This is a genomic window from Sinomonas atrocyanea (genome assembly GCF_001577305.1).
Taxonomy (GTDB): Bacteria; Actinomycetota; Actinomycetes; order Actinomycetales; family Micrococcaceae; genus Sinomonas; species Sinomonas atrocyanea.
Genome location: NZ_CP014518.1, coordinates 4,227,375 through 4,240,137 on the forward strand (window position 1 = coordinate 4,227,375; position 12,763 = coordinate 4,240,137).

The 12,763-nt window shown below is 73.0% G+C and carries 14 protein-coding genes and 1 pseudogene; 9 read left to right on the top strand and 6 right to left on the bottom strand.

Annotated elements, in window-relative coordinates; genetic code table 11:
* Positions 1 to 86: 86 nt before the first annotated feature.
* From SA2016_RS19395 to SA2016_RS19405, 3 genes are read left to right on the top strand one after another with little or no spacing between them, the layout of a single operon-like run.
* On the top strand, positions 87 to 398 hold the full coding sequence (locus SA2016_RS19395; RefSeq protein ID WP_066501415.1) for a YciI family protein: 312 nt from the start codon (positions 87 to 89) through the stop codon (positions 396 to 398).
* On the top strand, positions 395 to 1,489 hold the full coding sequence (locus tag SA2016_RS19400) for an alcohol dehydrogenase catalytic domain-containing protein (protein WP_066501417.1): 1,095 nt from the start codon (positions 395 to 397) through the stop codon (positions 1,487 to 1,489). Before SA2016_RS19395 ends, SA2016_RS19400 begins: the two co-directional genes overlap by 4 nt.
* Positions 1,486 to 3,153, top strand: coding sequence for an FAD-dependent oxidoreductase (locus tag SA2016_RS19405; protein WP_066501419.1), 1,668 nt, complete (start codon positions 1,486 to 1,488; stop codon positions 3,151 to 3,153). Before SA2016_RS19400 ends, SA2016_RS19405 begins: the two co-directional genes overlap by 4 nt.
* Here SA2016_RS19405 and SA2016_RS19410 read toward each other — a convergent pair.
* Entirely contained in the window at positions 3,123 to 3,920 is a 798-nt protein-coding gene (locus SA2016_RS19410; protein ID WP_066501420.1) for an IclR family transcriptional regulator, read from the bottom strand. The two genes, SA2016_RS19405 and SA2016_RS19410, sit on opposite strands and share 31 nt — an antisense overlap.
* Positions 3,921 to 3,943: 23 nt before the next feature.
* Between SA2016_RS19410 and SA2016_RS19415 the strand changes: the two genes are divergently transcribed.
* A complete protein-coding gene (locus SA2016_RS19415) occupies positions 3,944 to 5,122 on the top strand; it encodes an MFS transporter (protein ID WP_229710908.1) in 1,179 nt (392 codons plus the stop codon).
* A 32-nt stretch (positions 5,123 to 5,154) separates the two neighbouring features.
* Here SA2016_RS19415 and SA2016_RS19420 read toward each other — a convergent pair whose 3' ends face one another.
* Complete coding sequence (locus SA2016_RS19420; RefSeq protein WP_066501421.1) at positions 5,155 to 5,460, bottom strand: hypothetical protein; 306 nt, start codon at positions 5,458 to 5,460, stop codon at positions 5,155 to 5,157.
* 92 nt (positions 5,461 to 5,552) lie between these two features.
* On the opposite strand from SA2016_RS19420, the gene SA2016_RS19425 reads away from it, so the two are divergent.
* The 5 genes and pseudogenes from SA2016_RS19425 (at position 5,553) to SA2016_RS19440 (ending at position 8,841) form a co-directional block, all read left to right on the top strand.
* Positions 5,553 to 5,927 carry a cupin domain-containing protein gene (locus SA2016_RS19425; protein ID WP_066502917.1) on the top strand — a complete coding sequence of 125 codons (375 nt, stop codon included), beginning with the start codon at positions 5,553 to 5,555 and terminating at the stop codon, positions 5,925 to 5,927.
* A gap of 70 nt (positions 5,928 to 5,997) precedes the next feature.
* A complete protein-coding gene (locus SA2016_RS19430; protein WP_066501423.1) occupies positions 5,998 to 7,086 on the top strand; it encodes an NADH:flavin oxidoreductase/NADH oxidase in 1,089 nt (362 codons plus the stop codon).
* 107 nt (positions 7,087 to 7,193) lie between these two features.
* A pseudogene (locus SA2016_RS21115) lies at positions 7,194 to 7,322 on the top strand (FAD-binding protein); the annotation flags it as partial.
* A gap of 239 nt (positions 7,323 to 7,561) precedes the next feature.
* Entirely contained in the window at positions 7,562 to 8,527 is a 966-nt protein-coding gene (locus SA2016_RS19435) for a patatin-like phospholipase family protein (protein WP_066501426.1), read from the top strand.
* Positions 8,528 to 8,616: 89 nt separating this feature from the next.
* A complete protein-coding gene (locus tag SA2016_RS19440) occupies positions 8,617 to 8,841 on the top strand; it encodes a hypothetical protein (RefSeq protein WP_066501429.1) in 225 nt (74 codons plus the stop codon).
* Between the two features lie 100 nt (positions 8,842 to 8,941).
* On the opposite strand, the gene SA2016_RS19445 is transcribed toward SA2016_RS19440, so the two are convergent.
* The 4 genes from SA2016_RS19445 to SA2016_RS19460 all read right to left on the bottom strand — a co-directional run bounded on the left by SA2016_RS19445 (position 8,942) and on the right by SA2016_RS19460 (position 12,744).
* On the bottom strand, positions 8,942 to 9,139 hold the full coding sequence (locus SA2016_RS19445) for a hypothetical protein (RefSeq protein WP_066501435.1): 198 nt from the start codon (positions 9,137 to 9,139) through the stop codon (positions 8,942 to 8,944).
* 100 nt (positions 9,140 to 9,239) lie between these two features.
* A complete protein-coding gene (locus SA2016_RS19450; RefSeq protein WP_066501437.1) occupies positions 9,240 to 10,271 on the bottom strand; it encodes an aldo/keto reductase in 1,032 nt (343 codons plus the stop codon).
* Positions 10,272 to 10,558: 287 nt separating this feature from the next.
* Positions 10,559 to 11,761, bottom strand: a complete 1,203-nt coding sequence (locus tag SA2016_RS19455) for an MFS transporter (RefSeq protein ID WP_218030560.1) — start codon at positions 11,759 to 11,761, stop codon at positions 10,559 to 10,561.
* A complete protein-coding gene (locus SA2016_RS19460) occupies positions 11,761 to 12,744 on the bottom strand; it encodes an aldo/keto reductase (protein ID WP_066501440.1) in 984 nt (327 codons plus the stop codon). The genes SA2016_RS19455 and SA2016_RS19460 overlap by 1 nt, the downstream gene beginning before the upstream one ends.
* Positions 12,745 to 12,763 lie beyond the last annotated feature (19 nt).

Genomic DNA, 12,763 nt, shown 5'->3' on the forward strand with positions numbered 1-12,763 from the left:
CATTGGGATGCTGCCTCCGGACCCGGGATCCGGCCCAGCAGACTGAGCGGGACCAAGCCCACCCCCTCGAGAACCCCGGAGGACCCATGGCGCTCTTCGCCGTCACCTACGAGTACACTGACGCGCCCCGGCAACGGGACGCCCACCGCCCCGAGCACGTCGCCTTCCTGTCCGGCCTCCACGAATCCGGGCGCCTCGTCGTCTCAGGCCCGGCCGACGGCGGCACCCGGGCGCTTCTGGTCTTCTCAGGGGAATCGGCGGACGACGTCGCGGCCCTCCTCGACGACGACCCGTTCCGCCGGGAGGGGCTGATCGCTCGCCGGACGGTCTCGGCCTGGAGCCCGTTCTTCGGCAAGGAGCGGCTGGACCCCGCTCCTGCCGAGGAGCCGGCCCGATGAGGCTCGCCCGCACCGTCGCGGCCGAGACGATCCGCTACGAGGAGGCGCCGATCCCCGCGCCCGAGCCGGGACGCGGCGTCGTGCGCGTGCGGAGCGTGACGCTGTGCGGCACCGACGCGCACATCTGGGAGGACGACTACGCGACCGAGCTGCCGATCGTCCAGGGCCACGAGTTCTCGGCGACGATCACGCGGCTGCATCCGCAGGACGAGGGCGGTCCGTTCGCGGTGGGCGACGACGTGGTGGTCTCGCCCTTCGCGGCCTGCGGCCGCTGCTACGCCTGCACGATCCGGAGGCCCAACGCCTGCGCTCACATGAGCGTGTACGGCTGCTATGACGACGACGGGGCGCTCGCCGAGTTCATGCTCGTCCCGCTCGCCCGGACCCGCCGGATCCCCGAGAGCCTGCCCGTGGACCTGGCGCCGCTGTGGGAGCCGGTCTCGATCTCGCTCCAGGCGGTCCGCCGCGGCCGGGCCCAGCGCGGGGAGCGCGTGCTCGTGAGCGGAGCGGGGCCCATAGGGCTCTTCGCGCTGCTCGCCCTGCGCGAGGCGGGGTGCAGCGTCACGGTGCTCGACACCGACACAGAGCGCCTCGGCCTCGCGGCCGGGCTCGGCGCCGCCCACGCGTTGGCCGTGGAGCGGGGGTTCCCCGACGTCGCCCACCGCGCGGTCCTCGATGCCTGGACCGACGGACAGGGCCCCTCCCTCGTCATCGACGCAACCGGAGCCCCCGCCTCGCTCGCTACGGCAGTGGACCTCGTGGCCCCCGCCGGGCGAGTGGTCGCGGTCGGCATCAGCGACCGCGAGCTCACCCTGTCCATGCGCTCGCTGCCCATCAAGGAAATCGACCTGCTCGGCTCGCGCAACTCCCTGCATCTCGACGACGCGCTCGCGCTCCTGGACCGCAACCAGGACGCGTGCCGGCCCCTCATCACCCACCGCTTCGGCTTCGACGAGCTCGACGGCGCCTTCCGGCTCCTGCGCGACCGCACCCAGCGGGTCGGCAAGATCGCGGTCGACCTGCCGGCCGCGGCCCCCGACCGCAGCGCCCGGGATGCCACTGCGCTCTGCGCCCGAGGCGGCCGCTCGTGACCGCGCCCTTCCTGACCCCCGTCGCCGAGCTGGCTCCGGCCTACGACCTCGCGGTCATGGGCTCCGGCGCCGCGGGGCTCGTGGCGGCGTGCCGGGCCGCCGCGGCGGGGCTGCGCGTCGTCGTCCTCGAGAAGGCCTCCCGGCTCGGCGGGACCAGTGCCACGGGCGGCGGCGTGATCTGGGCGCCCGACAACCCACTCATGTCCCCCGGCACCGACTCGCCCGGGCGCGCCGCGGCATACCTGCGTGCGGCCACGGAGGGAGCGATGACGGAGGAGGAGATCGACTGGTACCTGCGCACCTCGCGCAGGGCCATCGAGTTCCTCGACCGGGAGACCCATGTTGCGCTCAGGCCCCTCGACCGGCCGGACTACCACATGGAGTGGCCCGGCGCCGTGGCAGCGGGCCGCAGCCTTGACAACGACCCCTTCAACCCGGCCGACTTCCCCGGCGCCCCCGGCCTCGCCGAGGCCCTTCGGCCGCCCACCTACCTGCCGCTCATCTCGATGAACGAGCGCGACCACCTCCACGGCGCCTCCCCCGATCCGTCCTTGCTCCAGCGGCGCGCCGTCGCCGGGGTGCGCACCATGGGCGGGGCGCTCGTCGGCACCCTGATCGCCACCGCGCTCGAGCGCGGCGTGCACCTCGCCGTCTCGGCCCCCGTGACCGGGTTCGAGGCGCACGACGGCGAGGGCTGGCTCGTGCGCATCGGCGACGGTAGCGCACAGCCCGCCACGCTCGAGGTCCACGACGTCCTCATCGCCTCCGGCGGGTTCGAACGCAACGAGGCCCTCGCGGGCTCGCTCCTGAGGTTCCCCATCACCCCCATCGGCGCGCCGTCCAACACCGGCGACGGGCTGCTCCTCGGGCTCAGGGCTGGTGCCATGCTCGCCCAGACGGGGGCGATCTGGGGCGTTCCCGTGATCGCCCCCGACGGCTGGGAATACGACGGCGCGCCGACCGGCCGTATGGGCAACGTCGAGATGACCCTGCCCGGCTCCATCACGGTCAACGCGGCGGGGCGCCGGTTCGTGAACGAGGCCATGAACTACCACGACCTCTCCCGGGTCTTCGCGAACGTGGACTCGGGCACATCGAAGCCCGCGAACAGCCCTGCGTGGCTCGTGTTCGATGCCGCCTACCGGTCGCGGTACCCCGTGGCCGGGAGCCCGGTCGGGACGGTGCCGGAGTGGATGCACCGGGCCGAGACCCTCGCCGGGCTCGCCGAGGCGATCGGAGTGGACGCCACGGCCCTCGCCGTGACGGTGCGGAGGTTCAACGCCGACGCCCGGGCGGGGGTCGACGCGGAGTTCGGCCGGGGCTCCACCGAGCAGGACCGGCACCTCGGCGACCCGGCGGTCGGGCCCAACCCGTGCCTTGCCCCGCTCGAGACGGCGCCGTTCTTCGCGGTGCGCCTCCACGCCGGGGCGCTCGGCACCGCAGGCGGCCTCGCGACGGACCTCGACGGCCGCGTCCTCACGCCGGGGGGTGAGCCCATCCCGGGCCTGTACGCGGCGGGGAACTGCTCCGCCACCGTGTTCAAGGACGCCTACCCGGGCGGCGGTGCAACCCTGGGCTCGGCGGTCACCAAGGCGTTCGCCGCCGCCTCGCATCTCGTAGAACGGCGGGCCTCCTACCGTCGCATCCACGCCCCCACACCGTAGGGGCGGCGCTCGGCACCCATGGCCCGGGACAGGCCGCGGCCAGCGGCCACGAGGACCGGCAGCACGAGCTCGGCGCGGTCCTCGTCGCGTGGCATGACCACCGAGACCGCCCCGATCACGGCCCGTCCGGCGCCGAAGACCGGCACCGCGTAGCCCACGTTGTCCTCGCCGAGGGCGCCCACGAGCCGGCTGTAGCCGGTGCGGCGCACCTCGGCGAGGGTCGCGCGGAGGTGCGGGCCGGCGTCGTGCGCCGAGGGCTCCGGAGAGGCGGCAGCAGCGGCGATCACGCGCTCGCGCACTCCGGGCTCCTCGTGGGCGAGGATGGCGAGGCCGGTCGAGGTGCCGGTCAGGGCCAGACGGGCCGCAACCTCGCCGAGGTTCCCCTCGGCGTTGCCGTGCCGGTCGAGGCGCTCGATGTACAGGACGGTGCCGCTCTCGAGGTCGGGGACGGCGAGGGAGACGTGCTGGCGGACGGCGGCGTGGACGCCCTCGAGGAACGGCAGGCCGCGGCGGCGGAACTCCTCGAGCGGGTTGGAGCGGGCGGCCAGCTCCCACATCCGCGCCCCCACCGCGAACCGGCCGTCCTCAGTGCGCGCCAGGAGCCCTTCTGCGGCGAGCCCGGCGGCGAGACGGTACGCCGTGGACGTCGAGAGGCCAGTGGCGCGGGCCAGCTCGGCCGAGGTGAGGGCCGGGCGCTCACGGGTGAAGGCCTCCATCACGCGCACCACGCGACGGATCACTGATTCGCCTGACGCGCTGTTGGCCATGGCTCCAGCCTAGGCTTGAGGCCGTGGCAGTGACCAAGGAAGGCGCGCAGCAGACAGCGCCGGGCACCATCCCGGACCGGGTGCTGATGTCGATCGGCTTCCTGTCCTTCTTCGACCGGTTCGCCACGCCCCCGATGCTCGTGGTCCTCGCGGCCCGCACGGGGCTGACCCTGGCCGAGGCCGTGGGGCTCGTGGCCGCCTACTCGCTCCTGTACGCGCTCGGGCAGCCGGTGTGGGGGTTCATCAGCGACCGGTTCGGCCGCGTGGCGGTGCTCCGCACGGCGCTGGTGGGCCTGGCCCTCGCGGCGGTGGCCAGCACCCTGTTCAGCGCGCACGCGCGGCTGCTCGTGGCCCGCTCCGCCGCCGGGCTCATGGCCGGCTGCCTGTACCCGACGCTCCTGACGGTCATCGGCGACACGCGCAGCGGCGTCGCCAAGGCCCGCGGCCTCTCCGAGCTGCAGGTCTACTCGGCCCTGGGCACCACGGCGGCCACCCTCGCGGCCGGCAGCATCGCCGCCTTCACCGACTGGCGCGTGGTGTTCGGGCTTCCCGCCCTCGGCTGCCTCGCCCTTCTGGTCCTCCTCCGCCGCGCGCACGACGGCGGCACGCACCGCCGCGGGCCCGTCGACTTCCGCGCGGCCTTCTCGGGCGCCGCGCTCGGGGTGTACGGGGTAGCGGTGCTCGAGGGCGCCGTGCTCATGGGCGTCCTGACGTACTTCGTGCCTGCCCTGCAGCACGCGGACGTGCCGATCGCCCTCGCCGGCGTGCTCGCGGCCGGGTACGGCGTCGGGGTGATCGCGGGCGCACGGCTCATGCGCCGGCTCGTGCAGCGCCTCTCCCGCACGCGGCTCATGGGGCTGGGCGGGACGGTCCTGCTCGCCGGGTACGCGGCGTCGTCGGTCGCGCAGAATCCGGTGACGATCACGGCCACCGCGGTCCTCGTCGGCGCCTCGAACGCGATCCTGCACTCCTCGCTGCAGGGCTGGGCCACCGAGGTCGCGCCCGCGGCGAGGGCCACGGCGGTGGCCCTGTTCGCGTGCGCGCTGTTCCTCGGCAGCTCGGTGGGCACCTTCCTCACCGCGCCGCTCGCGGACGCCGGCCAGTACGGGGCGATCTTCCTGCTCGGGCTCGGCGCCACGGCGGTGCTCATCGCCGTGGTGACGGCCGGGCACGCGGCGTGGGAACGGCGTCGTGCGCGGTGAGGGCGGCGGCCTTGATGGGCCGGGTGAGTCGGTCAGAACGAATCGGGTGAGTCGATCCGCTCCCCGACGGTGATCTGCGGGGCCGCGGTGAGGTCGGCGCCCACCGTCCCCATGAAGTCCCGCAGCTGGGGGTCACTGAAGAAGCTCTCGAACTCTTGCGCGGACTCCCACTCGTCGTCAATGAGGATGTAGCCGTTTCCCACTCCGAAGCGGTGGTGGAGGGCGCCGTGCTCCTTGGCGCTTTCGGCGATTTTCCGGTACTCCTCCGCGCGGTCCTCGAGAGACTTCGTGAAGACGCCCGTGTCCCCTGGAACCTTGACGGTGACGATGACAGACATGGCAATCGACCTCCTGCTCAGTGAGACCGGTGCTCATGGTAGGAACCCCGGCACTGGCCTCGAGCAAGAAGGAGCACGCCAAGAGCACCCATGTGTCCGTCAACGTCGTCACGAGCCTGAACGTGAAGTCCCACGACGATCCGGACGAGAAGCGCCGCCCGGACAAGTCCGAGATCGACCTGGTCACCGTGGGCGACTACACCATCGGGCGGTTCACCTTCGCCCCCGGCTGGCGCTGGTCGGAGTGCATCAAGCCTGGGGTCGGAACCGACAGCTGCCAGAACAACCACGTGGGCTACTGCGTGGCCGGCACCCTCGAGGTCCACCTGACCAACGGCGAGACAGCCACGATCACGGCCGGCAGCTCGTACACGATCCCGCCTGGCCACGACGCGTGGGTGGTCGGCGACTCGGCGTTCGTGGGGCTCGAGTTCCTCAGCGCGGCGTCCTTCGCGAAGCCTGACTGACCCGGCCTAATCTCCGACGCCGACGGCCCGGCATTTGACGCTGCCGGTCCGGCGCGGAAATCTTGGCAGCATGCCTGCCGAGAAGCTCTTCACCCCCGTCGACATCCGGGGCGTCCATGTCCGGAACCGCCTGTGGGTCTCGCCCATGTGCCAATACTCCGTCGAGGAATGGGACGGGGTGCCCACCGACTGGCACCTCGCCCACCTCGGCTCCCTCGCCCGCGGCGGCGCCGGCCTCGTGATGACCGAGGCCACCGCGGTCAACCCCGAGGGGCGGATCACCAACTGGGACACGGGGATCTGGAACGACACCCAGGCGGACGCGTGGCGCCGGATCGTCGGCTTCATCCACTCGCAGGGTGCCACCGCCGCGATGCAGCTCGCCCACGCGGGCCGGAAGGCCTCGACGTTCCGGGAGTGGAGCGGGAAGGGCAGCCAGGCGGTCGAGGACGGCGGCTGGGAGACCGTGGCGCCGTCCGCCGTCGCCTTCGACGGCTACGCCACCCCCCGCGAGCTGACCGTGGAGGAGATCAAGGGCATCGTCGCCGACTTCGCCGCCGCGGCGCGCCGGGCCCTGGATGCGGGGTTCGACGGACTCGAGATCCACGGCGCCCACGGCTACCTCGTGCACCAGTTCCTCTCCCCGCTCTCCAACCTGCGCACCGACGAGTACGGCGGCAGCCTCGAGAACCGCGCCCGGATCCTGCTCGAGATCGTCCGGGCCCTGCGCGCCGAGGCGGGCGACGCCGTCCCCCTCCTCGTGCGCCTCTCGGCCACGGACTGGGTGGACGGCGGCTGGAACCTTGAGGACACGATCACCGTGGCCGGATGGGCCGCGGCGGCGGGCGCGGACTGGTTCGACCTGTCCTCCGGCGGCCTCGTGGCCCGGGCCAGCATCCCGGTCAAGCCCATGTACCAGGTGGGCTTCGCCACCGCCGTCCGCGAGGGCACCGGGATGCCGGTGAACGCGGTCGGCCTCATCACCACGCCGCAGGAGGCCGCCCAGATCGTCGGCAACGACGAGGCCGATGCCGTCATGGTGGCCCGCGAGTTCCTCCGCGATCCGCACTTCGGCCTGCGGGCCGCCCACGAGCTCGGCGTCGAGCTGGACTACTGGCCGCCGCAGTACACGCGCGCGGCCTGGCGCACGGGGGCCTAGTTCCCGCGGTCCCGGTCGGGCCGTCCGCTCCTGCCCTGATGGGCCGCTGACCGTCGGCGTGTCGTCCGGGACGCGCCGACCAGCTGGCCCGGTCCGGGGCCCAAACTGGCACCGGGCTCGCCGGCGGAGCCACCGCAGGCCCGGGCGAGATCGTGCTGTCCTTCAGGGACATGGACCGGATCCTCGAGGTCTCCTCCGCGAACCGGCTCGCCGTGGTCCAGCCCGGCATCCTCAACCCCGGCAAGGTCTTCGCCGACTAGCGCAGGCCTGGCGGCCGGCGGGGCCGAGGCGGGCGACAGCCGGTTGCGCGCCCGGCACCCGTGTGCGATCGTTCAGGGGAATCGTGACCAACCGGCAGGAGGTGAGACCCGTGAACGCAGCATCAGTGGGTGCTCCCCCGCGGTCCACGATCACGCGGCTGGCATAGTCGCCACCGGGAGCGCCCTGCCGGCACCGTTTCCGAAAGGCGACTCCCATGGACGCAACCCCTTCATCACCTTCCCGCGCTCCGCGCCCCCACCCCGCTGGGGAGCAGATCGATGCCACGGGCCGGATCTCCGCCTCCGGCCGTGCGCTGGTCCTCCACGGCGGCGGCTCCGTAGGCAACGCCTGGGAGATCGGCGTCATCGCCGGCCTCTGCGAGGGCGGCCTGGACGTGACCGCGGCAGAGGTGATCATCGGCACCTCGGCCGGATCGACCGCCGCAGCCCAGATCACGGGCGCCAAGCCCGCAGAGCTGCTGGCCGCCATCCTCGACGCCGGACCCGGGCAGCCGCCCGCCAGCAAGGGGCGCCCCGGCTCCGGGCACCCGGGGCGGCCCGCGGCGGACCACCTCGAGCGGACCGGGAGGATCATCGCCGCCGCCCACTCGGCCGCGGACATGCGCCGCCGGATGGGAGCCGCGGCCCTCGAGCTGGAAGGGGCCTCCGACGTCTCGGCCCGGGAGCGCTGGCGTGCCACGGTCGCCGCCCGACTGCCCCGGCAGAGCTGGCCGGACCAGACGATCCTCATCACAGCTGTGGACGCCCTCTCCGGCGAACCGGTCGTCTTCGACCGCCGCAGCGGCGTCGACCTCGTGGACGCCGTCGCGGCGAGCTGCTCGAGCGGCATCCCGTACATGATCGGGAACCGCCAGTACATCGACGGCGGCTACCGCCGCAACGAGAATGCCGACCTCGCGAGGGGCTGCAGTCGGGTGCTGGTGCTCTCGCCCTTCGGCGGCAGGACCCGCCACCCGCTCGAGTGGCGCATGCAGCTCGCATCCCAGGTCGAGGAGCTGCGCGCCGCCGGCAGCGTGGTGGAGACAGTGTGCCCGGATGGCCCTTCACGCCAGGCGTTCGGCGGCAACATGATGGATCTGTCGGCACGGCCCCCGGCCGCCCGCGCGGGCCACCGCCAGGGCAGAGCTCTGGCGGATGAGCTCAGCGCCTTCTGGCGCTGACCCCCGCGGGATTGGGTGCCGCTCCGGCGGGTAAGTCGGCAGTGCGGGACGCGGCAGCGCCCCGCACCTGCGAACCGAAGGAGTGGATCATGATCGAACGCGGCAGCAACAAGCACGGTCCGGAACTCGACGAGCAGATGAAGCACGAGGTCGAAGAGGAGGTCAGGGGCGGACTGCCCTCTCCCGACCAGGACTGGCAGAATCCTGAGCCGTTCCCGGACGACACCGACGATGTGGAGACCCGGGCCGCGGTGGACCGGGACCTCGGGCCCGATTCCGACCCCGAGGCACGGGCCGCCCGCGAGACGGAGTAACGCCCAGAGGCTGAACCGGACACCAGAAACCGGACACAGCAGATCCGGCCCCGCGACGCCAGGCGTTGCGTGGCCGGATCTGTGCTCTGTACGCGGACGGCTAGCCCGGGAGGGGCACGTTCAGCGGCTCGTCGTCGCCGCCGTAGGCCTTCTCCTCAAGGTCCTTGGCCTTCTGGTCGCCCTTGTCGGACGCGATGCCGGTGTCCCGCTGGAACCCGTCGAGGCGCTCCTGGTCGGACTGGAGCTCGTCGGGCTGGACGTCCTCGGGCCGGGTGTCCCGGGGCTGCTCTTCGCTCATCGTTCCTCTCCCTCTGCCGGTTGTCGGGTACGGACGCCCTTGCTCCTACCCGGCCCCGAGAAGATCAACCCCCGCGAGCAGGTCAACCCCGAGGCCGCCCCTACCGGCCGCCCTCGACCTTGCGGCTGCGCTGCTGGACCGCCTGGGTGCCGTAGGGGTACACCTCGTGCTCCGGCTCGCTGATGCGCGTGAGCTCGGCGCTCTCCTCCGGGCTGAGCCGCAGGTCCGCAGCCGCGAGGTTGTCCGCGAGCTGCTCGCGGGTGCGGGCGCCGAGGATCACGGAGGTGACGGCGGGCTGGTCCGCGACCCAGCGCAGCGCAACCTGGGCGTGGGAGACCCCGTGCGCCTGGGCCACCGAGCCCACGGCGTCGATGATGTCCCACGTCTTCTCGCGGGCGTTGCGCGGCCCCCACGCCTCCATACCGCGCTGCGGGTTCTCGCCGAGGCGGGTCGCGCCGGTCGGCTCGGTGTCGCGCTGGTACTTGCCGCTGAGCCAGCCCCCGCCCAGGGGAGACCACGGGAGGAGCCCCATGCCGGCGTCGAGCGCGGCGGGCACGATCTCCGCCTCGATCCCGCGGACCAGGAGGCTGTACTGCGGCTGCAGGGTCACCGGCGCGGCCCAGCCGTGCGCCTTGGCCTCGTAGACCGCCTTGGTGAGCTGCCAGCCGAGGAAGTTGGAGAAGCCGTAGTAGCCGATCTTGCCCGCGGCGACGGCGTCGTCGAGGAAGCGCAGGGTCTCCTCGATCGGCGTGTGCGGATCCCACGCGTGCATCTGGTAGAGGTCGATGTGCTCCACCCCGAGGCGGCGCAGCGACGCGTCGAGGGCGGTGCGCAGGTGGCGACGGGAGGTGCCGAGGTCGTTGGGGCCCTCGCCCATCGGGAAGCGGCCCTTCGTGGCGATCACCATCTGCTCGGCCTTCGACGGGTTCGCGGCGAGCCACCGGCCCACGATCTCCTCGGAGGTGCCGCGCGTGTAGACGTCGGCGGTGTCGAGGAAGGTGCCGCCGGCGGCAGCGTAGTCGTCGAGGATGGCGTGCGACGTCGGCTCGTCGGCCTCCGCTCCGAACGTCATGGTTCCGAGGGCGAACTCCGAGACGATGGCGCCGCTGCACCCGAGCGTGCGGTACTCCATGGCTGCTCCTTTGTAGGACGGGGACTGGTGGGATCCCTGTCCACCCTAGGGGCGGCTGAGGTCCGCGGGAAGGGCGTTGCCGCCGCTGAGGGTGGGCCTGCGAGGTCCCCCCAGACCCCCCTTCTGGGAGTCATCTCCTGAAGGGCACCTCCTGGGAGTCACGTCCTGAAGGGCACCTCCTGGGAGTCACGTCCTGAAGGGCACCTCCTGCGGGTCTACTCGCAGGAGGTGCCCTTCAGGAGCTGACCTTCAGGAGGTGCCTTTCAGACGGGAGGGGGCGCCGGGGCTCAGCCGGTCACGAGCGGCCCGCGGCGGCCGAGCGCCCACGCCGCGAGGGCCACGAGGCTCAGGCCGGCCCCGGCGAGGCTGACCGCCGTCCAGCCGCCGGCGGACCAGAGCAGGGCCGCGGCGCCCGAGCCGATGGCCCCGCCGATGAAGTTGGTGGTCACGTAGACCGTGTTGATCCGGCTGCGGCCCTCGTGCGAGAGCGAGAGCAGGCGCGTCTGGTTGAGCACGTTCTGGCCCTGGATCGCGATGTCGAGGAGGAACACCACGAGCACGAGCATCCACACGGCCGAGCCCGAGAACGCCCCGATGACGAAGGAGGCGAGCACGAGCACCCACGCGATCCCCGTGGCCGGCAGGGACCAGCCGCGGTCGTGGAGGCGCCCGGCCCGCTGCGCCGTGACGGCCCCGGCGATCCCGACCAGCCCGAACAGGCCGATGACCGAGACCGGGTAATGGAACGGCGGCCCGGCGAGCAGGAACGTCAGCGAGGTCCAGAACAGGGTGAACACGGCGAACCCGGTCGTGGACAGGATGAGCGTCCACCGCACCGCGCGCTCGCGGACGACGACGGCCCCCACCGAGGCGAGCAGCTTCGGGTACGCGACACGCGCCTTGCGCTCGAGGGGCGGCAGCGCGCGCCACACGAGCCCGGCCAGGAGCACCATCGCGACGGCCGCCGCGCCGTACACCAGGCGCCACCCGCCGACGCCGGCGACGAGGCCGCTGACGGCGCGCGAGGCCAGGATCCCGGTGAGGATCCCGGCCACGACGGTGCCGACGATCCGGCCCCGGTGCGCGTCGTCCGCGAGGTCGCCGGCGAGCGGGGTGAGGATCTGCCCGGCGATCGTCGTGATCCCGAGCAGGCACAGGGCCAAGAGCAGGAAGGCGAAGGTCGGGGCGAGGGCGCAGGCGACGAGCACGCCCGCCGAGGCCACCATCATCGCGGCGATGAGCCGCCGGCGGTCCACCACGTCGCCCAGCGGGACGATGAGCAGGATCCCGACCGCGTACCCGATCTGGGTGGCCGTCACGAGCCAGCCCGCGGAGGCGGTGGTGGTGTGGAACTCGCGGGCGATCGTCTCCAGCAGGGGCTGCGCCCAGTACAGGTTGCCGACAGCGGCGCCGGAGGCGAGGGCGAACAGGAGGGTCAGGCCTCGCGTCATGGACGGCTGGCGCGCGGCGGTCCCGGTCTCGGCTGCCACTACGTCCAGGTCCCGCCGAGGGTCTCGGTCCGGTCCGTGGCCGGGGGCGGGGTCGGGGAGAGCTCGGAGACCTTCCGCCGCAGCTCGGGCGTCATCTCGACCTCGAGCGCGGCGAGCGAGCCCTCGAGCTGGTCGAGGTTCCGGGCGCCGATGATCGGCGCGGTGACGCCCGGGTGCCCCATCGCCCAGGCGACGGCGAGAGCGGCGGGCGCGATCCCGGCGTCGTCCGCGAAGTCCGCGAAGCGCTCCGCGGTGGTCCGGTCGCCCTCGAGGCCGTAGCGCCTGGCGTACCGCTCGTTCTCGACGAGGCGTCCGCCCTCCGGCTGCTGCCCGCCGCGGTACTTTCCGGTCAGCAGGCCGCCGCCGAGCGGGCTGTAGGTGATGACGCCGAGGTTCGCGGCCTGGGCCAGGGGCAGGATCTCGACCTCAGCCTGCCGCTTGACGAGGTTGTACATCGGCTCGATGAGCTCGAACCGAGCCAGCCCCTCGCGGGCGGAGATGCCGAGCGCGGTCGCGATCTGCCAGGCGGCCCAGTTGCTCACGGCCGGGTAGAGGATCTTGCCCTGCTGCTGGAGGTGGTCGAGCGCCCGCAGCGTCTGCTCGATCGGGGTGCGCGGGTCGAACGCGTGGACGAAGTAGAAGTCGATCCGGTCCGTGCCGAGGCGGCGCAGGCTGGCCTCGACGGCCTGCACGATGTGGCGGCGCGAGAGGCCCCCCGCGTTCGGGTCCTCGCCGGTGGGGAAGAAGACCTTGGAGGTGATGACGAGGTCGTCCCGCTCGCGGGCCGCGAGCCGGCCGAGGATCTCCTCCGACCGGCCGCCGCCGTAGATGTCCGCCGTGTCGAAGAAGTTGATGCCGAGCTCGCGGGCCCTCCGGTACATCGCTGCCGAGGCCTCCTCGTCCGCCTCCGAGCCGAACGACATGGTGCCGAAGCAGAGCGGCGAGACCTGGACGCCCGTGGCGCCCACCGTCCTGTAGTCCATGGGACTCCTTCCGTCGGGC

What these genes read in the sequence shown, in the direction of transcription:
- SA2016_RS19395 (WP_066501415.1), top strand. Translation starts at nt 87, where the DNA reads ATGGCGCTCTTCGCCGTCACCTACGAGTACACTGACGCGCCCCGGCAA.
- SA2016_RS19400 (WP_066501417.1), top strand. Translation starts at nt 395, where the DNA reads ATGAGGCTCGCCCGCACCGTCGCGGCCGAGACGATCCGCTACGAGGAG.
- SA2016_RS19410 (WP_066501420.1), bottom strand. Translation starts at nt 3,920, where the DNA reads ATGGCCAACAGCGCGTCAGGCGAATCAGTGATCCGTCGCGTGGTGCGC.
- SA2016_RS19420 (WP_066501421.1), bottom strand. Translation starts at nt 5,460, where the DNA reads ATGTCTGTCATCGTCACCGTCAAGGTTCCAGGGGACACGGGCGTCTTC.
- SA2016_RS19430 (WP_066501423.1), top strand. Translation starts at nt 5,998, where the DNA reads ATGCCTGCCGAGAAGCTCTTCACCCCCGTCGACATCCGGGGCGTCCAT.
- SA2016_RS19435 (WP_066501426.1), top strand. Translation starts at nt 7,562, where the DNA reads ATGGACGCAACCCCTTCATCACCTTCCCGCGCTCCGCGCCCCCACCCC.
- SA2016_RS19440 (WP_066501429.1), top strand. Translation starts at nt 8,617, where the DNA reads ATGATCGAACGCGGCAGCAACAAGCACGGTCCGGAACTCGACGAGCAG.
- SA2016_RS19445 (WP_066501435.1), bottom strand. Translation starts at nt 9,139, where the DNA reads ATGAGCGAAGAGCAGCCCCGGGACACCCGGCCCGAGGACGTCCAGCCC.
- SA2016_RS19450 (WP_066501437.1), bottom strand. Translation starts at nt 10,271, where the DNA reads ATGGAGTACCGCACGCTCGGGTGCAGCGGCGCCATCGTCTCGGAGTTC.
- SA2016_RS19460 (WP_066501440.1), bottom strand. Translation starts at nt 12,744, where the DNA reads ATGGACTACAGGACGGTGGGCGCCACGGGCGTCCAGGTCTCGCCGCTC.